Origin of the sequence: Streptomyces sp. NPDC001902, from assembly GCF_042891295.1 — a bacterium.
In the GTDB taxonomy this organism is placed as follows: domain Bacteria; phylum Actinomycetota; class Actinomycetes; order Streptomycetales; family Streptomycetaceae; genus Actinacidiphila.
On the sequence record NZ_JBIATA010000027.1, the window covers coordinates 86606 to 108969 of the forward strand.

At 72.8% G+C, this 22364-nt stretch carries 19 protein-coding genes; 12 read left to right on the top strand and 7 right to left on the bottom strand.

Annotation, left to right across the window (positions count from 1 at the left end; translation table 11 throughout):
* Positions 1–38 precede the first annotated feature (38 nt).
* Positions 39–422: an ArsR/SmtB family transcription factor gene (locus ACFYYN_RS34010; RefSeq protein ID WP_500548807.1), complete on the top strand. Its 384-nt coding sequence runs from the start codon at positions 39–41 to the stop codon at positions 420–422.
* Entirely contained in the window at positions 419–574 is a 156-nt protein-coding gene (locus ACFYYN_RS34015) for a DUF6126 family protein (protein ID WP_499509460.1), read from the top strand. The genes ACFYYN_RS34010 and ACFYYN_RS34015 overlap by 4 nt, the downstream gene beginning before the upstream one ends.
* Positions 575–587: 13 nt before the next feature.
* Here ACFYYN_RS34015 and ACFYYN_RS34020 read toward each other — a convergent pair whose 3' ends face one another.
* Genes ACFYYN_RS34020 through ACFYYN_RS34030 form a run of 3 tightly spaced genes read right to left on the bottom strand, consistent with a single transcriptional unit; the run spans position 588 to position 3126 of the window.
* Positions 588–998, bottom strand: coding sequence for an ATP-binding protein (locus tag ACFYYN_RS34020; RefSeq protein WP_500359811.1), 411 nt, complete (start codon positions 996–998; stop codon positions 588–590).
* Between the two features lie 11 nt (positions 999–1009).
* Positions 1010–1456, bottom strand: a complete 447-nt coding sequence (locus tag ACFYYN_RS34025) for a pyridoxamine 5'-phosphate oxidase family protein (RefSeq protein WP_500548779.1) — start codon at positions 1454–1456, stop codon at positions 1010–1012.
* Positions 1453–3126, bottom strand: a complete 1674-nt coding sequence (locus ACFYYN_RS34030) for a SulP family inorganic anion transporter (RefSeq protein ID WP_500548808.1) — start codon at positions 3124–3126, stop codon at positions 1453–1455. Before ACFYYN_RS34030 ends, ACFYYN_RS34025 begins: the two co-directional genes overlap by 4 nt.
* Positions 3127–3386: 260 nt before the next feature.
* Here ACFYYN_RS34030 and ACFYYN_RS34035 point away from each other — a divergent pair, with 260 nt between their 5' ends.
* Positions 3387–3989: a TetR/AcrR family transcriptional regulator gene (locus tag ACFYYN_RS34035; RefSeq protein ID WP_500329325.1), complete on the top strand. Its 603-nt coding sequence runs from the start codon at positions 3387–3389 to the stop codon at positions 3987–3989.
* Between the two features lie 317 nt (positions 3990–4306).
* On the opposite strand, the gene ACFYYN_RS34040 is transcribed toward ACFYYN_RS34035, so the two are convergent.
* From ACFYYN_RS34040 to ACFYYN_RS34050, 3 genes are all read right to left on the bottom strand, one after another.
* Entirely contained in the window at positions 4307–5164 is an 858-nt protein-coding gene (locus tag ACFYYN_RS34040) for a TIGR03620 family F420-dependent LLM class oxidoreductase (protein WP_500548809.1), read from the bottom strand.
* Positions 5165–5252: 88 nt separating this feature from the next.
* Positions 5253–6002 carry a glucose 1-dehydrogenase gene (locus ACFYYN_RS34045; protein WP_500548780.1) on the bottom strand — a complete coding sequence of 250 codons (750 nt, stop codon included), beginning with the start codon at positions 6000–6002 and terminating at the stop codon, positions 5253–5255.
* A gap of 241 nt (positions 6003–6243) precedes the next feature.
* Positions 6244–6996: an SDR family NAD(P)-dependent oxidoreductase gene (locus ACFYYN_RS34050; protein ID WP_500548781.1), complete on the bottom strand. Its 753-nt coding sequence runs from the start codon at positions 6994–6996 to the stop codon at positions 6244–6246.
* A gap of 362 nt (positions 6997–7358) precedes the next feature.
* Here ACFYYN_RS34050 and ACFYYN_RS34055 point away from each other — a divergent pair, with 362 nt between their 5' ends.
* The 9 genes from ACFYYN_RS34055 to ACFYYN_RS34095 all read left to right on the top strand — a co-directional run bounded on the left by ACFYYN_RS34055 (position 7359) and on the right by ACFYYN_RS34095 (position 21298).
* Entirely contained in the window at positions 7359–10274 is a 2916-nt protein-coding gene (locus tag ACFYYN_RS34055; protein ID WP_500548782.1) for a M4 family metallopeptidase, read from the top strand.
* 128 nt (positions 10275–10402) lie between these two features.
* Positions 10403–11422, top strand: coding sequence for a helix-turn-helix transcriptional regulator (locus ACFYYN_RS34060; protein ID WP_500329329.1), 1020 nt, complete (start codon positions 10403–10405; stop codon positions 11420–11422).
* Positions 11423–11534: 112 nt separating this feature from the next.
* The gene (locus ACFYYN_RS34065) at positions 11535–13040 is read left to right on the top strand and encodes an aldehyde dehydrogenase family protein (protein WP_500548783.1); all 1506 of its coding nucleotides are present in this window, start codon (positions 11535–11537) and stop codon (positions 13038–13040) included.
* Between the two features lie 399 nt (positions 13041–13439).
* Complete coding sequence (kdpF, locus tag ACFYYN_RS34070) at positions 13440–13529, top strand: K(+)-transporting ATPase subunit F (protein ID WP_326579416.1); 90 nt, start codon at positions 13440–13442, stop codon at positions 13527–13529.
* Complete coding sequence (gene kdpA / locus ACFYYN_RS34075; RefSeq protein ID WP_500548784.1) at positions 13529–15193, top strand: potassium-transporting ATPase subunit KdpA; 1665 nt, start codon at positions 13529–13531, stop codon at positions 15191–15193. The genes kdpF and kdpA overlap by 1 nt, the downstream gene beginning before the upstream one ends.
* On the top strand, positions 15193–17310 hold the full coding sequence (gene kdpB, locus ACFYYN_RS34080) for a potassium-transporting ATPase subunit KdpB (RefSeq protein WP_500548785.1): 2118 nt from the start codon (positions 15193–15195) through the stop codon (positions 17308–17310). The genes kdpA and kdpB overlap by 1 nt, the downstream gene beginning before the upstream one ends.
* A 19-nt stretch (positions 17311–17329) precedes the next feature.
* Positions 17330–17953, top strand: coding sequence for a potassium-transporting ATPase subunit KdpC (gene kdpC / locus ACFYYN_RS34085; RefSeq protein WP_500329333.1), 624 nt, complete (start codon positions 17330–17332; stop codon positions 17951–17953).
* Between the two features lie 100 nt (positions 17954–18053).
* Positions 18054–20618 carry a sensor histidine kinase gene (locus tag ACFYYN_RS34090; protein WP_500548786.1) on the top strand — a complete coding sequence of 855 codons (2565 nt, stop codon included), beginning with the start codon at positions 18054–18056 and terminating at the stop codon, positions 20616–20618.
* Positions 20615–21298 carry a response regulator gene (locus ACFYYN_RS34095; RefSeq protein WP_500358940.1) on the top strand — a complete coding sequence of 228 codons (684 nt, stop codon included), beginning with the start codon at positions 20615–20617 and terminating at the stop codon, positions 21296–21298. Before ACFYYN_RS34090 ends, ACFYYN_RS34095 begins: the two co-directional genes overlap by 4 nt.
* A 109-nt stretch (positions 21299–21407) precedes the next feature.
* Here the strand turns inward: ACFYYN_RS34095 and ACFYYN_RS34100 are convergent, their stop codons facing one another.
* A complete protein-coding gene (locus ACFYYN_RS34100) occupies positions 21408–22193 on the bottom strand; it encodes a GNAT family N-acetyltransferase (RefSeq protein WP_500548787.1) in 786 nt (261 codons plus the stop codon).
* Positions 22194–22364: the final 171 nt, after the last annotated feature.

The following is a 22364-nucleotide window of genomic DNA, read 5'->3' on the forward strand; positions in this document are numbered from 1 at the left end:
CAATTCGCGAATCCTTACAGAAGGTACGGGTGGTCTGGGTGCAGGTTCCGCTCTACCAGGCCAAGGCGGAGTTCTTCCGCATGCTCGGGCACCCCGTGCGCATCCGTGTCCTGGAACTCCTGCAGGACGGGCCCAAGCCGGTGCGGGACCTCCTCAACGCCATGGAGATCGAGCCCTCCAGCCTCTCCCAGCAGCTCGCCGTACTGCGCCGCTCCGGCATCGTGACCGCCACGCGCACCGGCTCCACCGTGGTGTACGAGCTGGCGGGCGGCGACGTGGCGGAACTGCTCCGGGCGGCCCGCAGGATCCTCACGGAGCTGCTGACCGGGCAGCAGGACCTGCTGGCCGAGCTGAAGCAGACCGAGGAAGGCTCCGCCGTCCGTACCCCCGGCCCGCCCAGGACGACCGGTGACGCCGCGTGAGCGCCGGGACCGGCTCCGGTAGGGACACGGGCGGCGAGAAGTACAAGCAGCGGGCGGTGCTGCTGCGCGTCCTCGTCTACGTCTTCGTCACCCACTTCATCGCCGGCTTCATCACCCTGCTGTTCTACCTGGGGAAGCACGCTCCCAAGTGAGGGGCCCACGGGTTCACGCCGTGCGCAGCGGCAGGGTGACCCATATGCCCTTGCCACCGGTGCCGGGGTCGGGGAGCACCGTGGCCGTGCCCCCGCATTCGGCGGTGACCTCGGTGACCATGGCCAGTCCGCCGCCGGTCGCGGCGGCCCGGAGCAGGTCCGGCCGGTGGGGATGCAGGTCGTACACGGCGAGGGCGAGCACCCCGCCGCCCGTCGCGTAGACGACGTCCAGGCTGGGGGAGACCCCGGCGGCGTGCCGGACGCTGTTCGCGACCAGTTCGCCGAGGATCAGCAGGGCCCGGCCCAGCACGGTGTCGCCCGGGCCGACGCCCCAGGAGGTGTAGACGTACTCGCCCGTCCTGCGGGCCACGGTGACGGACAGGGGCGCCGTCGGGAGGGTCAGCACGTGGCGGCGCTGCAGCATGGCGCGAGCGGTCACCGGGTGCCGGGCCGGCCGTCGTCACCGGTACGGGCACCCGCGCCCCCGGGGCCGCCGAGCCGGTGCCCCTGGAGCGTGAGGGGGTGGATCCGCAGCAGCGTGTCGTGCGGACCGTGGACCCAGCCGGTGAGCGTGCGCCGGTGGTGGGCGGCCTCGTGGGCGTCGGCGAGGTCCTGGGCGGGTCCGGTGGCCGTGACCGACCAGCCGGTGCCCGAGGTCCGGTGGAACCGGTCGCAGTGGTAGGTCACGTCGCCGCCCCGCGTGACCGCGGTGAGCGGGACGGGTGCGCGGACGACGAGCGCGCCGTACTCCAGGACGTGGACGGCGGGGCGGACGACCACCGTGCCGCGCAGCGGGTACACCAGGCGGCCGCTGCCGGCGCCTTCCAGCAGCCACAGCACCTCCGCCCCGGTCAGGTCGGTCATGCGGTACGCGGGGCTCATCCGGCGGCCTCCCCCCGCAGCACACCGGCCCGGTGCAACCGGGCGCGGGCCGCGCGGACGGCCTCCGGGGCCGTGGCGTGCACCAGGTCCGCGTCCCGCACGTCCAGCACGCCCAGCGCGTCCAGCGCGTGCCGCTGCCCGGGCCGGAGACCGGACGCCAGCACCGTGATGCCGCGGCGGTTCAGCCGGTCGATGGCGTCCTTGAGGACCAGGGCGCCGGTGGCGTCGATGTGGGTGACGCGGGAGAGCCGCAGGATGACCACCGACACGTCGGCGACCTCGGTGAGTTCGAGCAGGGAACGGTGGGCGGCGGCGAAGAACAGGGGCCCGTCGATGCGGAAGGCCGCGATGTGCTCGGCGAGCAGGGCGTGTTCCCCGGCGCCGTGCCCCTCCGGCGGACCCTCGTGCAGCGGCACCCGATCCAGCCGGACCTGCCGCGCCACGGCGCGCAGCGCCAGGGCCCCGGCCACCACCAGCCCGATGACGACCGCGTACGTCAGGTCCAGGGCCAGCGTCGCGGCCGCGGTCAGCAGCAGGACCGCGCCGTCGGCGCGGGTCGCCCGGGCCGTCGCCCGCAGCGATCCGACCTCGACCATCCGGATCGCGGTGGCGAGCAGCACCCCTGCGAGCGCCGCGAGCGGGATGCTCCCCACCAGCGGAGCGGCGACGAAGACGATCACCGCCAGGACGGCGGCGTGGGTGAGCGCAGCCAGCCGCGAGCCCGCTCCGGTACGGACGTTGACGGCGGTGCGGGCGATCGCCGCCGTGGCCGGCACCCCGCCGAACAGCGGGACGACCAGGTTCGCCAGGCCCTGGCCGAACAATTCCCGGTCCGGGTCGTGGCGCTGTCCGCGCGTCATGCCGTCCGCGACGGTCGCCGACAGCAGCGACTCCAGGGCGGCCAAGGCCGCGACCGCCAGGGCAGGCGTCAGCAGCGAGGGGAGCGCGGCCGGGTCGAGGAACCCCAGGGAAGGCGCGGGCAGTCCGGACGGCAGGTGCCCGATGCGCGCCACGGGAAGGTCTGCGGCCTCGGCGGCGATCGTGACCACGACGACGGCCGGCAACGAGAACGGCACGCGCGGGCGCCACCGGGCACCCGCCAAGATGGCGCCGGCCACCGCCGCCGAGAGCGCGAGGGGCGCCCAGTGGGGGTGGGCCAGGAACTCGCGTACGGCCCGCAGGGCCACGGCCGCGGCCTTCTCGCCGTCCGGCGTGGGCACCCCAAGGGCCGCGGGCACCTGCTGCAGTCCGATCACACATGCGATCCCGAGGGTGAAGCCCTCCACCACGGGCGCCGGCACGTAGCGCATGTACCGGCCGGCGCGCAGCAGGGCCAGCCCGATGAGCAGCGCACCGGCCATCAGAGCCACGGTCAGGACCCCGCCGGGCCCGTACCGGGCGACGATGGGGACCAGCACCACGGTCATGGCCCCGGTCGGCCCGGAGACCTGCACGTCCGATCCGCCGAACAGGGCCGCCACCGCCCCCGCCACCACGGCCGTGGCCAGTCCGGCCTCCGCCCCGAGCCCTGAGGAGACTCCGAACGCCAGCGCGAGCGGCAGGGCCACCACCGCCACGGTCAATCCGGCGAGCAGGTCGCGACGGGGCTGCCGCCGCATCGCCGTCAGATCGCCCCGCGCGGGCAGCAACGCGCGTACGGGGCCCCACATCCGCCCTGCCAGCCAAGTCACCGTGCGAAGACACCGGCCCCGTCGTCCCTCGCCCCGGCCGGTTGCCGGGGACGGCCCGCTGCCGTGCCCCGCGCTTCCCGTGACGGCACAGCGGGATCATCATGTAGCGAATTGAAGATTTTTGCAATTTGTGGATCCGATAGGTTGCCGGGCCCTCCGGCGGGGGACGGGCGGGGGCGTAAACCCTGACCGGCGCGGTATCATAACGGTCGTTACAGATCGCCGGGCAGGAGGCCACCATGGCGGGAGGACGACCGCGGGCCTTCGACGTCGACGAGGTGCTGGACCGGGCGCTCGAGGTGTTCTGGCGACAGGGCTACGAGGGCACCGGGATCTCGGACCTGACCCGGGCCATGGGCATCAACCCGCCGAGCCTGTACGGCGCCTTCGGCAACAAGGAGGAGCTGTTCAAGCGGGTCCTCGACCACTACGCCGACGGCCCTGCCCGCTACATCCGCGAGGCGTTCGCCGAACCCGGCGCGCGCCGCGTCGTCGAGCGGCTGCTGCACGGCGCCGCGGACGCCACGACCCGGCCCGACTGTCCTCCTGGCTGCCTCACCGTGCAGGGAGGCCTCGCCGCGTCGCCCGGGTCGGAGAGCGTGCGCGCCGAGCTCACCGCGCGCCGGGCGTCCGGCGAGGCGGCGCTCCGGCTGCGCTTGGAGAAGGCGCGGGCGGACGGGGAACTGCCCGCCGACGCCGATCCGGCCGATCTCGCCCGCTACTTCATCGCGGTGTACCAGGGCGTCGCCGTGCAGGCCGCGGGCGGCGCGACCCGCGAGGAGCTGCACCGGGTCGTCGATCTCGCGTTGGGCGCCTGGCCCGCGGAGCCGGCGGCCGGCTGACCATCGCCGAAGGGCAGGTCCGCGGGCGTGACCGCCAACGGCCGGCTGACCAGGCCCGTGGTCATCCGGCGCTGTCCGGGCGACCTGCGGGGGCCCGGACAGCGTCGAGTCCCGACGTGCGGTCGAGGACGGCAGGCTCCTCCGGCTGCGCCCCTCCCCGCCGAACGCCGGCTGTCCCGTCGGCCACGGCATCGGTCCCGCCCTGCGGCCCGTGCACGGCGGACTCCACCAGGGCGTCGTGCACGAACCCGCGTCCACCACCATCGCCGACGTGCTCCGCCACACGCTCGCCCGGCGGCGCCGACCAGCCCCATGGTTCAGCGGGCGAGGGCGGCGAGTTCCCGCCACTGCGCCAGCGGGAGTGCGGAGTCCGCGGTGATGACGTGGAGGCAGACGTGATCGGCGCCGGCCTGGTGGTGGGCGCGGACGCGGGCGCCGATGGCCTCGGTGTCGCCCCAGGCCACGACGGCGTCGATGAGCCGGTCGCTGCCGCCTCCGGCCAGGTCGTCCTCGGTGAAGCCCTGGCGGAGCAGGCTGCGGGCGTAGTGGTCCATCGCGAGGAACGCCCCGAGGAAGTCCCGGGCGGCGGCACGGGCCCTGGCAGGGTCGCGCTCCGGCACGACCGCCTGATAGGGCGCCAGGAGGGGGCCGGGTCCGAGCAGTTCCCTGGCCGCCGCCGAGTGCTCGGGGGTGACCATGAACGGGTGCACACCCGCGGTGCGTCGTCCCGCGAGCCGGACCATCTTCGGGCCCAGAGCGGCCATGACGCGCTCCCCGGCCGGTACGGGGGCCGGGGCTCCGTCGAGCTCGTCCAGGTAGGCGTCCATGTCCGACAGGGGCCGGTAGGGGCGCCCCGCGCCGCGTGCGGCTGCCGCGTCGCTGACGCCGAGGCCGAGGAGGAGCCGGCGGTCGTACCGCTGCTGCAGCCGCGCGTGTCCTGCCGCCATCTCCGCCGCCCGGTGGCGCCAGATGCTGAGCACTCCGACCGCGACGCGCGCGGTGCGGGTGGCGCGGAGCAGCCGTTCGGAGTCGCCGAGGATGTCGCCGCCGCCGAGGGCGGGGATCCACAAGGCACCCCAGCCCATCGTGTCGAGTTCGGCTGCGGCGTCCTCGATCGCTCCCGGATCGGCCGTGCGCAGCTCGATGCTCCAGATACCTGTCCGTCCCATGTCCATCGCGTGTGTCCCGTCCGTGCTGGTGGTTCCGGTGCGTACGGCTGTCACCGAGGCCTCCCCGCCGTGGACGGGGAGGCCTCGGCAGGGGTCAGACCTGGTTGGTGCCGCCGTCGACGAAGAGTTCGATGCCGGTGATGAAGGTGCTCTCGTCGGAGGCGAGGAAGAGGGCCGCGGCGGCGACCTCCTCGGGCCGGCCCATCCGGCCGAGCGGGATCTGGCCTTCGAGGTAGTTCTTGAGCTGCGCCCTCTGCTCCGCGTCCGCCGCGAGGCCGTCGATGCCGGGTGTGTCGATCGTGCCGGGGCTGATGGAGTTGACCCGGATCGAGCGGCCCCTGAGCTCGTTGGCCCAGGTCCTGGCGAAGGAGCGCACCGCCGCCTTGGACGCCCCGTAGACGCCGAAGGCCTCGTTGCCGACCGAGCCCGCGGTGGAGCCGGTCAGGATGACCGAGGCGCCGTCGTTGAGCAGCGGCAACGCCTTCTGCACGGTGAAGAGCAGGCCCTTGACGTTGGTCGCGAAGATCTCGTCGAAGTGCTGCTCGGTGACCTGCTCCAGGGTGGAGAAGCTGCCGCCGCCCGCGTTGGCGAAGATCACGTCGATGCGCCGCCCCTGCTCGGCGACGGCGGCGTAGAGCCGGTCGAGACCGGCCAGGTCGGAGACGTCGCTGTGGACACCGGTGGCACGGGAGCCGATCTCCGCCACGGCGGCGTCGAGCGCGTCCTTGCGGCGGCCGGTGACGAACACGTGCGCGCCCTCGGCGGCGAACCGCCGCGCGGTGGCCAGGCCGATGCCGCTGGTGCCGCCCGTGACGATGGCGGTCCTGCCGTCAAGCTGTCCCATGGTGTTGCTCCGATCGCGATGAGTGATCGCCACAGCCTCCGGTGTAACAAGATCTGTTACGTATTGCCGCAGGGGATGCCCTCCCGGTGTTCGCTGCGCCCACGTTCGGGGTGCCGCGAGGAGGGGTGGCGGGTTGGCGAGTTATGTAGTGGTCGATACGAAACTAGGTCGACCTGCGGGGAGTGTCAAGCGCCCCCTTCTGGCGATATGGACCGCACAGCGGGGCAGAGGACGAGCGGGCTCACACCTGCTGCTGGCCGCCGTCGACGAAGAGCTCCACCCCGGTGACGAAGGTGCTCTCGTCGGAGGCCAGGAAGGCGACCACGTCGGCGACCTCCTCGGGCCGTCCCATGCGGCCGAGCGGCACCGTGCCGACCAGGGTGTCCAGCAGGCGGCGGTTCTGCTCGGGGTCGGGGGCCAGGCTGTTGACCCCCGGGGTCTCGACCGGTCCCGGGCTCAGGGTGTTCACCCGGATGGCGCGGCCCTTGAGCTCGTTGGCCCAGGTCCTGGCGAAGGAGCGCACGGCGGCCTTGGAGGCGCTGTAGACGGTGAACCCCTCCGCCCCACCGCTGCCCGCCGTCGAGCCGGTGAGGATGACCGAGGCGCCGTCGTTGAGGAGCGGCAGCGCCTTCTGGACGGTGAAGAGCACGCCCTTCACGTTCGCCCCGAAGGTGTCGTCGAAGTCCTGCTCCGTCACGTCCTCCAGGCGGGCCAGCCTGCCGCCGCCCGCGTTGGCGAAGAGGACGTCGATGCGCCGCCCCGCGGCCTCGACCTGGGCGAACAGCCGGTCCAGGTCGGCGGGGACGGCGACGTCACCGCGCACACCGGTGGCCCTTCCCGGGCCGATCGCGGCGACCGCGCCGCGCAGCTCCGGCTCCCGGCGGCCGGTGAGGAAGACGTGCGCGCCCTCCGCGGCAAGGCGCGCGGCTGCGGCCAGCCCGATGCCGCTGGTCCCACCGGTGACCACCGCGGTCTTCCCGTCGAAACGCCCCATCGCCGGCCTCCAGCGTCGCTCGTGAGCAGTATCCGGCGGCCCGGCCGCCGTCGCACGGCGGGTGCGGGCGCCCGGGTGCCGGCGCCCGGGGGAGTCCGCGGGGCGTACGCGACGAGCGTGTCAGGGCCGTACGAAGCGGCCGTTCCTCCGGAACCGGGACCACACCGGGCACTTCGGCGCCCTCTGCCCGCCCTCCGGCTTCGCATCTGTGCAACTGCGCGTACTCCCCCCGGTTTTCGTCTTGTCACCCGGGTGTGATCACCACGAGGGTGCAGGGCGAGCCGCGGGCGCGAAGGTGCGCCGTGCATCCGATGTCCCACTACCGAGCCCGGGTCACTCCGGGCTGCCGGAGGCATTCGTCCATGTCAACACGCATACGGCCCAGACCGGTTCACCGATCCGGCCGCACCGGCCTGTCCGTCCTGCTCGCCGCCGCCGTCGCCCTGGGCGTCACCGGCCTGACCGGCCCCGCCCACGCCGCCGACCCCACCACCGGCACCGGCACCGGGGCGGTGCCCGCGCCGCAGCCGGCCACCGACACCCCCGCCCTCGTCGACGGCCTCACCGACGCGGCCGACGCCTCCGTGCCCGCCGCCACCGCCGCCCGCGCCCACCTGGCCGGCCACCGGGACCGCTACCGCATCCCCGCCCCCGACCGCGACCTGACCACCGACGCCGTCACCACCGACGCCGACGGCACCGAGACCGTCCGCCTGAACCAGAAGTACCGCGGCATCCCCGTCCTGGGCGCCCAGTACGTCGTCCGCATGAACCACAAGGACGGCCAGCGCACCGTCACCGGCACCTCCGGCTCCTACTTCACCGCCCTCGACCTCGACACCACGCGCCCCATCCTTCCGGCCCCCACCGCCGTGCAGGGCGCGGTGCGTCAGGTGCGCGCGGAGCTGGCGAAGGGCGGATACCGTCCCGCGCACGCCAAGAGCGCCAAGGACGACCTGACCGGCACCGACCGCGGGCTGACCGTGCTGCCCACCGGCAAGGGCGTGCTCGCCCGCCACGTCACCGTGCGCGGCACCGACCCGGCCACCGGCGCCCCGGTGGTCCAGGAGGTCTACGTCGACGCCGCCACCGGCGTCGCGGTCTTCGAGTACGGCGGCCTGCCCACGTTCGCCCCGACCGGCTCCGCCGGCGGCGCCACGCACCGCAGCGGCACGTCCATGCGCAGCGGCACCGCGATGCGGGGCGGCGCGCCCGCGGCCGCGACCGGGTCGACGGGCGTCACCGGCAGCGGCATCCTGCTCAGCGGCACCACCGTGCCGCTGAACCTCAGCAAGGACGCCGGTACCGGTCAGTACCTGCTGCGCGACACCGCGCACATGGCCGACAGCAAGAGCCACAACGTCATCCAGACCTGGGACGCCTCCAGCGTCTGGTACCAGGACGTGTCGGGCCAGTGGCCGGAGAGCGTCGTGCCGTTCGCGATGCCGACCACGAAGGCGCCGCAGGAGATGACCGACAGCGGCGCGGTGGACGCCCACTGGGCGGCCGGGAAGGTGTACGAGTTCTACCGCGGCACCTTCCGGCGCGACAGCCTCGACGGCAAGGGCATGGCCATCAACTCCCTGGTCGGCGTGACGGACTTCGGCTCGCCGTTCGTCAACGCGTTCTGGGACCACACCAAGATGGTCTACGGCACCGGTGACGACGAGTACCGCTCCCTCGCCTCCGACCTGGACGTCGTCGGCCACGAGATGACCCACGGCGTGGTCGAGCACACCGCCGACCTCGTCTACGCCGGCCAGTCCGGCGCCATGAACGAGGCCATCGCCGACTACTTCGGCAACGTCATCGACGTCACCGTCAACGGCACCTCCATGACCGACCCCGAGGCCGGCCTCATCGGCGGCGACCTCTGCCGGACGCGGGCACCGAAGGACTGCGCCTTCCGCGACCTCAACGACGGCGCCACCACGAAGGGCTTCCTCGGGCTGCCCCTCGGCTCGTCCTACGACAACGGCGGAGTGCACGTCAACTCCACGATCTTCAGCGGCTCGTTGTGGGACATCCGCGAGAGCCTCGGCGGCGAACTCGCCGACCAGATCGTCTACAAGGCCCTCACCTCCTACATCACGCCCCTCGACGGCTTCGACGAGGGCCGCGACGCCGTCATCGCCGCCGCCAGGTCGTTGCACGTCAAGGGCGACCGCCTGGCCAAGGTGAAGAAGGCCTTCGACGCCCACGGCATCGTCCCCGGCTGGGAGCAGGACCTGGGCCTCGACAGCGACGTGCTGATGGGCAGGCTCGGCACCCTGATGCAGTACGTCGGCACCGGCAACAGCCCCAGCGTCCACGGCGACTGGTGGGCCGCCCCCAAGTCCAGCGCGGACGGCACCGAGCCGTACGCCGTGTGGACCGGCCGCACCGACGGCAAGGGCAAGCCCCGCCGGATCTCCCCGGTCGACGGACGCTCCCACCTCAGCCCGGTCACCGACGGCAAGCGCGTGGTGTGGGTGGCGGTCGGCGACGTCCCCGGCGACGACCCCTGGCTGCACACCTACGACATCCTGTCCGCGCCCGTGCGCGGCGGCGCCGTCAAGACGCTGTACAGCACCACCTCGGAGATCAGCGGTCTGAGCGTGGACGGCGACACGGTCGCCTGGTCCCGCCGTGACGAGGCGACCTCGCTGCAGCGGGTCCTGTACCTGAAGGGCGGCGACACCACGCCGCGTCAGGTGCCGCTCGGCCGGGACTACAACCAGGCGGTCGAGCCCGCCGTCAAGGACGGGCGCATCGCGTACATCCACGACGGCATGTTCGACGGCACCTACGGGGTCGTCGTGGAGGTCTTCGACACCCGGACCGGGAAGACCGCGGCCCTCGGCGCGCCCTCGCAGCCGGAGTGGATCAGCACGCCGGTGATCACCGCTGCCGGGGTGTACTGGCTGATCGACACCGACTACACCGACGACGACTTCACCACCCTGCGCCGGGCGTCCGTCGACGGTTCCACCGTCACCGACGTCATCGCGGAGAAGGGCCCGCGCCCCGTCCGGGCGTTCGGCCTCACGGCGTCGGACACCGCGGTCACGCTGACCGTGTACGCCTCGTTCTCACAGGTCTTCGACGACTACAACGACTCGCTGGCCAAGCTCTACCAGTTCACCCCGCAGGGCACCCCGCTGGGCCGGGTCTCCTGCAGCAAGGGCCAGCAGTCGAACGCCGCCGCCGGCACCGGCAGCCGCGTCCTGTGGATGGACACCACCACCACGGACACCGACCTGGTGACCCGGGCCCGCCCCGCGGGCACCTGCCGCTGAGCGGCCGCCACACCGCACCACCCCGACGGGGGCCCGGACCGGCGCACGCCGGACCGGGCCCCCGCCGGCCTTTCCGCGAGGCGTACGATCATCACGCGGGGCGCGGACGTACAGGGGTGGCAGGCTGCATGGATGTCTCATCGGGCGGTCCTTGGGCGGGGACGGGGCTGGGCCCCCTGGGCGGCCGGGTCCTGGAGTACCTGGTGAGCCACCCCTCGGCGGACGCCGCCGCGGTGGCCGAGGCGGTCGGCACGTCCGCCGACGAGGCCGAGCGGGCGCTGCGGGGCCTCGAGGACGAACTCCTGGTCATCCGCATCCCCGGCGGTTCCCCGCGCTGGAAGGCCGGCCCGCCACGCTCCTCGCTGGGTTCCCTGCTCGCCCGCAGGCGGAGCGAACTGGCCCGTACCGAGCTGTTCATGGAGCAGCTCGACGAGCTCTACCGCTCCGTCGCGCACCCCGGCGCGCCGAACCTGGTGGAGGTCCTGGAGCACGGCGACGAGGTCGCGGCCCGTTACGCGTACCTGCTGAAGGGCAGCAGGAGCGAGGTGCTGCACCTGGCCAAGCCGCCCTACGTGACCGGCACCGAGGACGACTCGGGCCACCGGGACCCGGACCGTACCGCCGTCGCCCCGGGCGTACGGCTGCGGTCGGTGTACGAGGCCGACGGCTTCACCGACGAGGTGTCCCTGGAGACCGCGCTGCGCGGCACCGCGGTGGGCGGTGAGTTCCGCCTCGGTACCCGGCTCCCCGTCAAGCTGGCGCTCTTCGACCGGACCGCCGCCCTCCTCCCGCTCCAGGGCGACCGGCCCTCGGCGGGATCGCTGGTGGTGCACTCCCCGGCCCTGATCGAGGTGTGCGCCGCGCTCTTCGAGGGCATCTGGGAACGCGCGACACCGGTGTCACTGGAGAGCCGCCAGGACTGGCCCGTCGCGCGCCGCGAGCGGGAGACCGTGGAGACCGACGAACGGACCCGGGAGATCCTCCACCTCATGGCCACGGGGATGAAGGACGACGCCATCGCCAGGGTGCTGGGCGTGAGCCGCCGGACGGTGCAGAAGCACGTCAGCGAGGCGGGCACCGCCCTCGGCGCCCGGACGAGGTTCCAGATCGCGCTCCTCGCCCATGAACGCGGTTGGCTGGACGGCTGAGCCGGCCGCCCGCGGCCCCGCCCGGCCGTTTGGCCTGCGCTATACGCGGTGTTTGCCGATATAAAACGTTCAATCACTGTATACGGCACATACGGGTGCAAATCTGGAGTGTATGCGTACTTCGGAGCTGTCGAATCCGTACGGCGCGACCGGCGCACGACCGACCGCGGGCGAAATCGTGGACCGGCCCTGGCACATGCTGATCGGAGGGGAGGCGACCGACGCGGCCTCGGGCCGGACCCTGGACGTGGTCAATCCCGCGGACGAGACGGTGGTGACCCGGATACCCCTCGGCGGCGTGACGGACGTCGACGACGCGGTGTTGGCGGCCCGTACGGCGGCCCCCGCGTGGGGGGCCACCTCCGTGACGGACCGGGCGCGGGTGCTGGTCGCCCTCGCGGAGGCGATCGAGGAGCACGGCGAGGAACTGGCCTGGATCGACACCATCGACAACGGCAGCCCGGTCGCGGTCATGCGGGGCGACTTCCGCGTCGCCGCCGCCCAGCTGCGCTACTTCGCCGGACTCGCCCTCCAGCTGCGCGGCGAGACCGTCCCCATGGCAGACCACGACGCCCTCGACTACACGCTGCGCGACCCCTTCGGCGTCGTCGGGCGGATCATCCCGTGGAACCATCCCCTGATGTTCGCGGCTGCCCGCATCGCCGCACCGCTCCTCGCCGGCAACACCGTCGTCCTGAAGCCCGCCGAGGCGACCTCGCTGTCCGCGCTGCGGCTGGGCGAACTGGCCGCCGGCCTGGTACCGCCCGGGGTCCTGAACATCGTGCCGGGCCTGGGCTCCGTGGCGGGCGAACGGCTGGTGACCCACCCCGACGTCCCGCGCATCGCGTTCACCGGCTCGTCCACCACGGGACGTCGCGTCCAGGCGCGCGCGGCGAGCGCCGCGGTCAAGACGGTCACCCTCGAACTGGGCGGCAAGAACCCGCTGGTCGTCTTCGCCGACGCCGATGTGCACGCGGCCGTGGACGGTGCGATGGCGGGCATGAACTTCACCTGGCAGGGCCAGAGCTGCGGCTCCACGTCCCGCCTGCTGGTCCACCGCTCCCTGTACGAGCGCGTCGTCAAGGAAGTGGGCAGGCGCATGGACGCCATGCGCCTCGGCGACCCGGCGGACCCCACCACGGACATCGGCCCCCTGGTCTCCGAGGAGCACTACCGCAAGGTGACCTCCTACATCCGGGCGGGACTGTCCGACCCCGCCCTCCGCCTCGTCGCGGGTGGCAGCGCCCCGCACCGGCCCGGCTACTACGTACGGCCCACCCTCTTCGCGGCCCACGCCGGCCCCTCCGGGCCGCTGTTCCGGGAGGAGATCTTCGGGCCGGTGCTGGTGGCGGCGCCCTTCGACGCGTACGACCAGGCGATCGCCGAGGCCAACGCACTGCCGTACGGCCTGACCGCCAGCGTCTGGACCACCGACCTGCACACCGCCATGGCCGCGGCCCGCGACCTGCGCGCCGGCTACGTGTGGATCAACGCCAGCTCCGCGCACATCCCCGGGACCGCCTTCGGCGGGGTGAAGAACTCGGGCGTCGGCCGCGAGGAGGGCATCGAGGAGCTGGAGTCCTACACCCAGCCGAAGAACGTCTACGTGCGGTTCTGAGTCCGCTCCGCACCACCGGGCCGGACGGCCCTCCTCGCACCCCGACCCCCGCTGCGGCCGGCCACGCCCGCTCGGGGGTCGTCGCTGCTCCGGGCCCCGCCGACCGCCCCGCCGACGCGCCACGTCACCCCCGTCACCCGTTCGGCCGGGCGGCGTCAAAGTGGCGTCAAGCCGCTCCGGGGCCGCGTCAGGAACCCGCTAACGAAGCCCGTCGGGGGCACTGCGGGGCGCTTCGCTACGTACACCGGTTTTTCACCGGCGCCGCGGGCCCGACCGGGTACGCGGCATCGTCCCCACACGACTTCCGGGGTGTCTCCGCATGCCAGATGTGGCCTTCATCGTCCTCACCGTCGCTGTCTTCGCCGTGCTCGGCCTCGTGGCCAAGGGGGCGGAGCGGCTGTGAGCATCGAAAACGTCGTCGGACTCGTCGTCGCCGTGGCCCTGGTCGGTTACCTGGTGCTGGCACTGATCTACCCGGAGAAGTTCTAGTGAACGACACCCTCGCGGGCTGGCTCCAGATCCTCGCGCTGGTCGGCGCGCTGGCCCTGACCTACCGGCCGCTGGGCGACTACATGGCCCACACCCTCACCTCCGCCAAGCACCTGCGCGTCGAGCGCTTCGCGTACCGGCTCGGCGGGGTCGACGGTGACGCGGACCAGAAGTGGTCCGTCTACCTGCGGAGCGTGCTGGCCTTCTCGGCCGTCTCCGTCCTCTTCCTCTACGGCTTCATGCGGCTGCAGAACCACCTGCTGCTGTCCATAGGCATGCCCGCCGTGACGCCCGGCGTGTCCTTCAACACGGCCGCTTCCTTCGTCACCAACACCAACTGGCAGTCCTACTCCGGTGAGTCCACGATGGGCCACCTGGTGCAGATGTCCGGTCTCGCGGTGCAGAACTTCGTGTCGGCCGCCGTCGGCGTCGCCGTCGTCGCGGCCCTCATCCGGGGCTTCACCCGCAAGAAGACCGACCGCATCGGCAACTTCTGGGTGGACCTCACCCGGATCACCGTGCGTGTGCTGCTCCCGCTCGCCTTCGTGTTCGCGATCGTGCTGGTCGCCGGCGGCGTCGTGCAGAACTTCCACGGCGTCGAGTCGATCTCGACCCTGGTCGGCGACCACCAGAGCATGACCGGTGGCCCGGTGGCCTCCCAGGAGGTCATCAAGGAGCTGGGCACCAACGGCGGCGGCTTCTACAACGCCAACTCCGCCCACCCCTTCGAGAGCCCCAACCCCTTCACCAACTGGCTGGAGATCTACCTCCTGCTGGCGATCGCCACCTCCCTGCCGCGCACCTTCGGCCGCATGGTCGGCGACAACCGCCAGGGCTACGCGATCATCGCCGTGATGGGCGTGATCTGGGCCGCATCGGTCGCCATCATCACGGTGAACGAGCTGCACAGCGTGAGCAGCCAGGCCGGCCACTTGGCGGGCGGCATGATGGAGGGCAAGGAGCAGCGGTTCGGTGTGTGGGGGTCGGCGCTGTTCGCGGCGTCGACGACGCTCACCTCCACGGGCGCCGTCAACTCCTTCCACGATTCGTACTCGCCCATCGGCGGCGGGATGACGATCTTCAACATGATGCTCGGTGAGATCGCCCCCGGTGGTACCGGCTCCGGCCTCTACGGCATCCTCATCCTGGCGATCATCGCGGTCTTCGTGGCCGGACTGATGGTCGGCCGCACCCCGGAGTACCTGGGCAAGAAGCTCGGCGGCCGGGAGATGAAGTTCGCCTCCCTCTACATCCTCACCACCCCGGCGATCGTCCTGATCGGTGCCGGCCTCGCCATGGCGATGCCGGGTCAGCGCGCGGGCATGCTCAACTCCGGTGCGCACGGTTTCTCCGAGGTGCTGTACGCCTTCACTTCGGCCGCCAACAACAACGGCTCGGCCTTCGCGGGCCTGACCGTCAACACCGACTGGTACAACACCGCGCTCGGCCTGGCCATGCTGTTCGGCCGCTTCCTGCCGATCGTGTTCGTCCTGGCGCTGGCCGGCTCCCTGGCCCGGCAGCAGCCGGTGCCGGCCACGGCGGGCACGCTGCCCACCCACCGGCCGCAGTTCGTCGGCCTGCTGACGGCGGTGATCCTGATCGTCGTCGGCCTCACCTACTTCCCGGCCCTGGCGCTGGGTCCGCTCGCGGAAGGTCTGTCCTGATGTCCCTGACCACCCTCGAACCCCCCGCGTCGCCGGGGGGCGCCCCGACCGGGCCGCAGCAGCCGCACCGGGTCTCCGGCGGCATGATGGACCCGAAGCAGCTCCTCACCTCGCTGCCGGACGCGGTCAAGAAGCTCGACCCCCGGGTCATGATCAAGAACCCGGTCATGTTCGTGGTCGAGGTCGGCGCGGTCCTGACCACCCTCTCGGCGATCAAGGACCCCAGCGTCTTCGCCTGGGTCATCACTGTGTGGCTCTGGCTGACCGTGCTCTTCGCCAACCTCTCCGAGGCCGTCGCGGAGGGCCGCGGCAAGGCGCAGGCCGAGACCCTGCGGCGGACGAAGACCCACACCGTCGCCCGCCGGCTGATCGACTGGCGGCCGGGGGCCACCTCGCTCCGTGAGGAGGAGGCCCCGGCCTCCGGCCTGAAGCTGGGCGACCACGTCGTCGTCGAGGCCGGGCAGGTCATCCCCGGTGACGGCGATGTCGTCGAAGGCGTCGCGTCGGTCGACGAGTCGGCGATCACCGGTGAGTCGGCCCCGGTCATCCGGGAGTCCGGTGGTGACCGCAGCGCGGTCACGGGCGGCACGAAGGTGCTGTCGGACCGGATCGTCGTGCGCATCACCTCCAAGCCCGGTGAGACCTTCATCGACCGGATGATCGCCCTCGTGGAGGGCGCGGCCCGGCAGAAGACGCCCAACGAGATCGCGCTGAACATCCTGCTGGCCTCGCTGACCATCGTCTTCCTGCTCGCGGTCGTCACCCTGCAGCCGTTCGCGATCTACGCGGGCGCCGAGCAGAGCATCGTCATCCTCGCGGCGCTCGTCGTCGCGCTCATCCCGACGACGATCGGCGGGCTGCTGTCGGCGATCGGCATCGCCGGCATGGACCGCCTGGTGCAGCGCAACGTGCTCGCCATGTCCGGCCGCGCCGTCGAGGCCGCCGGCGACGTGAACACCCTGCTGCTCGACAAGACCGGCACCATCACGCTCGGCAACCGCCAGGCCGCGGAGTTCCTCCCGGTCGGCGGTGTCGGGGACGCGGAGCTCGCCGACGCGGCGCAGCTGTCCTCACTGGCCGACGAGACGCCCGAGGGCCGTTCCGTCGTCGTCCTGGCGAAGGAGAAGTACGGTCTGCGGGCCCGCCACGAGGGCGAGCTCGGGCACGCCGCGTTCGTGCCCTTCACCGCGCAGACCCGTATGTCCGGCGTCGACGTCGACGGCCGCCAGGTCCGCAAGGGCGCCGCGTCCGCGGTGACCGCGTGGGTCGCCGAGAACGGCGGCCGGGCCGGCGAGGAGGTGCAGTCCCTGGTCGACCGCATATCGCAGTCGGGCGGTACGCCGCTCGTCGTGGCGGTCAAGGAGGACGGCGCGGCCCGCGTGCTGGGTGTCATCCACCTGAAGGACGTGGTCAAGGAGGGCATGCGGGAACGGTTCGACGAGCTGCGGCGGATGGGCATCCGCACGGTGATGATCACCGGTGACAACCCGCTGACGGCCAAGGCGATCGCGGACGAGGCGGGGGTCGACGACTTCCTGGCCGAGGCGACGCCCGAGGACAAGATGGCGCTGATCAAGCGGGAGCAGGCGGGCGGCAAGCTCGTCGCGATGACCGGTGACGGCACCAACGACGCCCCGGCGCTGGCCCAGGCGGACGTGGGCGTGGCCATGAACACCGGCACCTCGGCCGCCAAGGAGGCCGGGAACATGGTGGACCTGGACTCCAACCCCACCAAGCTGATCGAGATCGTGGAGATCGGCAAGCAGCTGCTCATCACCCGCGGCGCGCTGACCACCTTCTCCATCGCCAACGACGTGGCGAAGTACTTCGCGATCATCCCCGCGATGTTCGCGATCGCCTACCCGGGCCTGGACAAGCTCAACATCATGCAGCTGCACAGCCCGACGTCGGCGATCTCCTCGGCGATCATCTTCAACGCCCTGATCATCGTCGTGCTGATCCCGCTCGCCCTGCGCGGCGTGCGCTACCGGCCGTCGTCGGCCTCCGCGCTGCTGACCCGCAACATCTGGGTCTACGGCCTGGGCGGTCTCGTGCTGCCGTTCGTCGGCATCAAGGCGATCGACCTGATCATCCAGTTCATCCCCGGCCTCAGCTGACAGAAGAAGGCAACCCATCATGTTCGGCTCCCTGCCCACCGTGGTCCGCAACCACGTGGCCGCCCTGCGGATGCTGCTGGTGTTCACGGTGCTCCTGGGCATCGCGTACCCGCTGGCCGTCACCGGCGTCGCCCAGGCGGCGTTCTCCGACCAGGCCAACGGCTCCAGGATCACCCAGGACGGCAAGACCGTCGGTTCCAGCCTCATCGGCCAGAACTTCACCCTCCCGAAGAAGGACCCGGACGACGCCGACGAGGTCGCCCAGCCGGACCCGAAGTGGTTCCAGCCGCGACCTGGCGGCTACGACCCGCTGGTCACCGGCGCCTCCAACCTCGGCCCGAACGACGAGGACCTGGTGAAGACCATCAAGGAACGCCGGGCCGCGGTCGCCGAGTTCGACGGCGTGGCCCCCGAGGACGTGCCGGTCGACGCCGTCACGGCCTCCGGCTCCGGCCTCGACCCGCACATCTCGCCCGAGTACGCCCGCGAGCAGGTCGAGCGGGTCGCCCAGGCCCGCGGCCTGGACGCCGCCGCCGTGCGCAAGCTGGTGGAGGACCACGTCCAGGGCCGGACCCTCGGCTTCCTCGGCGCGGAGCGCGTCAACGTGGTGGAACTCAACCAGGCGCTCACCGAGCTGAAGTGACGTCCCGTCACCGTCGAACCGCCCGTACCACGCCGCCCGGCGGCGCAGGGAACACCTGCGCCGCCGGGCGGCGTGACACCCGCACAAGGAAGGACTCCCGGTGACGCAGCCAGTCGTCCCGGCCCCGGCCGGCACTCCCCGCGGACGGCCCGGCAGACTCAAGGTCTTCCTCGGGGCGGCCCCCGGAGTCGGGAAGACCTACCGCATGCTCGACGAGGCACGCCGCCGGGGCGCCCGGGGCACCGACGTCGTCGTGGGGTACGTCGAGTGCCACAAGCGGCCGCTCACGGAGGAGATGCTCGACGGTCTGGAGGTCGTGCCCCGCGCGGAACGCGACTACCGGGGCACCGTCTTCACCGAGATGGACCTCGACGCCGTCCTCACCCGCGCGCCGCAGGTGGCACTCGTCGACGAGATGGCCCACACCAACATCCCCGGCGGCCGCCACGCCAAGCGCTGGCAGGACATCGAGGTGCTCCTCAGGGCGGGGATCGACGTGATCACCGCCGTCAACATCCAGCACCTGGAGTCGCTCAACGACGTCGTCGAGAAGATCACCGGCGTGCCGCAGCGGGAGACCGTCCCGGACGAGGTCGTCCGCCGCGCCGACCAGATCGAGCTCGTCGACATGCCCGCCGAGGCACTGCGCCGCCGGATGGCCCACGGCAACGTCTACGCCCCGGAGAAGGTCGACGCCGCCCTGTCGAACTACTTCCGCGTCGGCAACCTCACCGCGCTGCGCGAACTCGCCCTGCTCTGGGTCGCCGGACGGGTGGACGAGGCGCTGCAGAAGTACCGCTCCGAGCACGGCATCGGACGCGTCTGGGAGACGCGGGAGCGTGTGGTGGTCGCCGTCACCGGCGGCCCGGAGGGCGGGACCCTCATCCGCCGCGCCGCCCGGATCGCCGCCCGGTCCGCCGGCGGCGACCTGCTCGCCGTCCACATCGTGCGCAGCGACGGACTGGCCGACGCCTCGCCCGCCGCCCTGGCCAAACAGCGGGCCCTCGTGGAGAGCCTCGGCGGCACCTTCCATTCCGTCGTCGGCGACCACGTCCCCGACGCCCTGCTGGACTTCGCGCGGGCCGAGAGCGCCACCCAGCTGGTGATGGGTACCAGCCGGCGCGGGCGGCTCTCGCAGTTCCTCACCGGGCGCGGGGTCGGCGAGACCATCGTGGAACGCTCCGGCGACATCGACGTCCACATGGTCACCCACGAGCGCGCGGGACGCGGCCGCCTCCTGCCCGCCACCGGCAGCTCGCTGCCCACGGCGCGGAAGGTGGCGGGCCCCGTCGCGGGACTGGTCCTGCCCGCCCTGCTCACCGCGGTGCTCGCCAACAGCCGGGGCCATCTGAACCTCACCAGCGAGGCGCTGCTCTTCCTGCTCACCGTGGTCGGCGTCGCCTGCATCGGCGGCGTCGTCTCCGCGCTGCTCGCGTCCCTGACCGCGTCCCTGCTGCTGAACTACTACTTCATACCGCCCATCGGTCGGTTCACCATCGGCGAGACCAACAACATGCTGGCGCTCGCCGTGTTCGCGCTCGTCGCCGTGACCGTCGCGACGATCGTGGACCGCTCGCTGCGGCTGTCCAGACGCGCGGCCAACGCCACCGCCGAGGCCGAAACGCTGTCCTCCCTCGCCGGGAGCATCCTGCGCGGCGACCAGGCCGTCGAGGCCCTGCTGCACCGAACGCGGGAGGCCTTCGGCATGGAGTCGGCCGAGCTCGTGCACGGCTCCGACGGCGGGGCGGCGCCGGTGGACGACCCCGCGGACGGCGTGGTGGCCGTGCCCGTCGGACCGGACGACGTCCTCGTCCTGCGCGGCCGCCGCCTGGCGGCCTCGGAGCGGCGTGTGCTCATCGCCTTCGCCGGGCACGTGGCCTCCGCGCTGGAACGGGCCCGGCTTGCCGAGGCCGCAGCGGAGGTGGAGCCCGTCAGGGCGGCCGACCGCATGCGGACGGCGTTGCTCGCGGCGGTCAGCCACGACCTGCGCACCCCGCTGGCCGGCGCCTGGGCGGCCGTCAGCTCGCTGCGCAGCCGGGAGGTCGAGTTCTCCGCCGAGGACCAGGAGGAACTGCTGGCCACCGCAGAGGTGTCCCTGGACCGGCTCAACCGGCTGGTGGACAACCTCCTCGACATGAGCCGACTGCAGGCCGGCGCGCTCAGCCTGGCCCTCGAGCCCGCCTCCGTGGCCGAAGCGGCCTCGCTCGCCCTCGACAGCCTGGCCGAGAGCACGGTCCCCGTCACCACCCGGGGCCTGGCGGACGTACCGTTCGCGCTGGCCGACCCGCCGCTCCTGGAACGTGTCATCGCCAACCTGGTGACCAACGCCCAACGGTACGCCCCGGAAGGCACCGCGGTCCTGGTCAGCGCCAGCGCCCTCGGCCCCCGCATCGAGCTGCGCGTCGCGGACCGCGGACCCGGCCTCCGACCCGCCGACCGGGAGAGGGTCTTCGAACCCTTCCAGCGGCTCGGCGACACCGACAACACCACCGGCCTCGGCCTCGGGCTCGCCCTCTCGCGCGGCCTGACCGAGGCCATGGGCGGCACCCTCACCCCCGAGGACACCCCTGGCGGAGGTCTCACCATGGTCCTGTCCCTGCCCACCGCCGGCGGTCCGGCCGACGTGCCCGCCGCCCCCACCGGCGGGGAGGCGGCGCTGACATGAGGCGCGTCCTGATCGTCGACGACGAACCGCAGATCCTGAAGGCGCTGGACATCAACCTGACGGCACGTCACTACGCCGTCGCCACCGCCCCCGACGGCACCACGGCACTGCTGCTGGTGTCCCGGCAGCCGCCCGACGCCCTCATCCTCGACCTCGGCCTGCCCGACATGTCCGGCACCGACATCATCCACGGGGTGCGGGCCTGGAGCCCGCTGCCCATCATCGTGCTGTCCGGGCGGACCGGGCCTGCCGACAAGGTCGAGGCACTGGACGCGGGGGCCGACGACTTCGTGACCAAGCCGTTCTCCATGGACGAACTGGCGGCCCGGCTGCGCGCCGTGCTGCGCCGCCCGCCCGTCCTGGAGGAGCCGGAGACGGTCACCATCGCGGACTACCGCGTCGACCTGGGCGCGTTCACCGTCGAGCGCCGCTCCGGCAAGGGTGCGGCCCCGCGGCTCACGCCCACCGAGTGGCGGCTGCTCGCCCCGCTGCTGCGCAATCCCGGGCGCCTGATCACCGGGCGCCAGCTGCTGCGCGACGTATGGGGCCCGGGCAACGAGAAACGCACCAACTACCTGCGGGTCTACCTCGCCACCCTCCGGCACAAACTGGAGCCGGACCCCGCCCACCCGCGCCACCTGATCACCGTGCCGGGCATGGGCTACCGCTTCGAGCCCTGAGCCGACGCACCGCACCCCGCCCGGTGGGGGCCCACCGGGCGGGGTGCGTTCGTTGGTCGTCCGCCCGCGTCGCCCGCCTCACCCGCGTCGGAGCGGGCCGGGCCGGCGGTCAACGTGCCTTGACGGCGCGCGTGATCCCACCCGGGCGGCCCGCTCCCGCGGGCCGCCCGACGCCGTAGTGGACGTACTCGCCGAACAGCCGGAAACCCGCCGTCCAGGCCAGCCGCCGGCTGGGCCGGTTCCCGCGCGAGCAGGTCCAGCTGGGTGTGCGACCGCGGGCCGCGACGTCGCCGCACAGGCCCGACAGGCAGGCGAGTGCCAGGCCCTCGCGGCGGTGGCCGCGCAGCGTGACGACCGCGAGGTCCTCGTACACGCCGCCGAGGAAGTACGTGCACGCCAGCGAGACCAGGCGGCCCGAGCGGAACGCCCCCCACGCGTGGCCCGACGCGGCGAGCCCGTGCGCACCGCCCCAACTGCGGGTGATCCAGGCGGCGTCGTCGCCCGCGCCGGCCACGGCCGCTCCGTCTCCCGGCGCCAGCCTGCGCACCACCACGTCCCGCGGCGGCAGCCTCCGCGGCACCGGCCGCGACTGCACCCAGATCATCCGCTCCCAGGGCACGATCCGGTCGAACGCCGCCCCCAGGACCGGCAGGAAAGCCGTGCGCGCCAGGACGTAGCCGTCGTTCCCCAGGGCAGCGAGCGCGTCCGGGGCGACGTACCGGGGATCGCCCTCCAGCAGCACGTGGTCCGCGCACGCCACCGCGACCGCGCGGGGCCCGACCGCCCGGTCGGCCCACCACTGCCCGTTGCCGGTCGCCTCCACGTGCTCCGCGAGCGCCGCGGGCCCGGGCACCCCGGAGGGGAACCAGCCGTCCAGGGAGGGGACTTCGATCACCGGTGACCACACCTTCCGCGTACGCCGTGGTACGTGCTGCGAAACGGACGGCGGTGGGGGCCCGGGGGGGGGGCCCCCGGGGGCCCCCCCCCCCGGGGGCCCCAACCCCGCCCCGGGGGTTTTGGGTGGGCGGGCGGCCCGATTCGGCAGGGCCCCCGAAGTTGGGGGCCC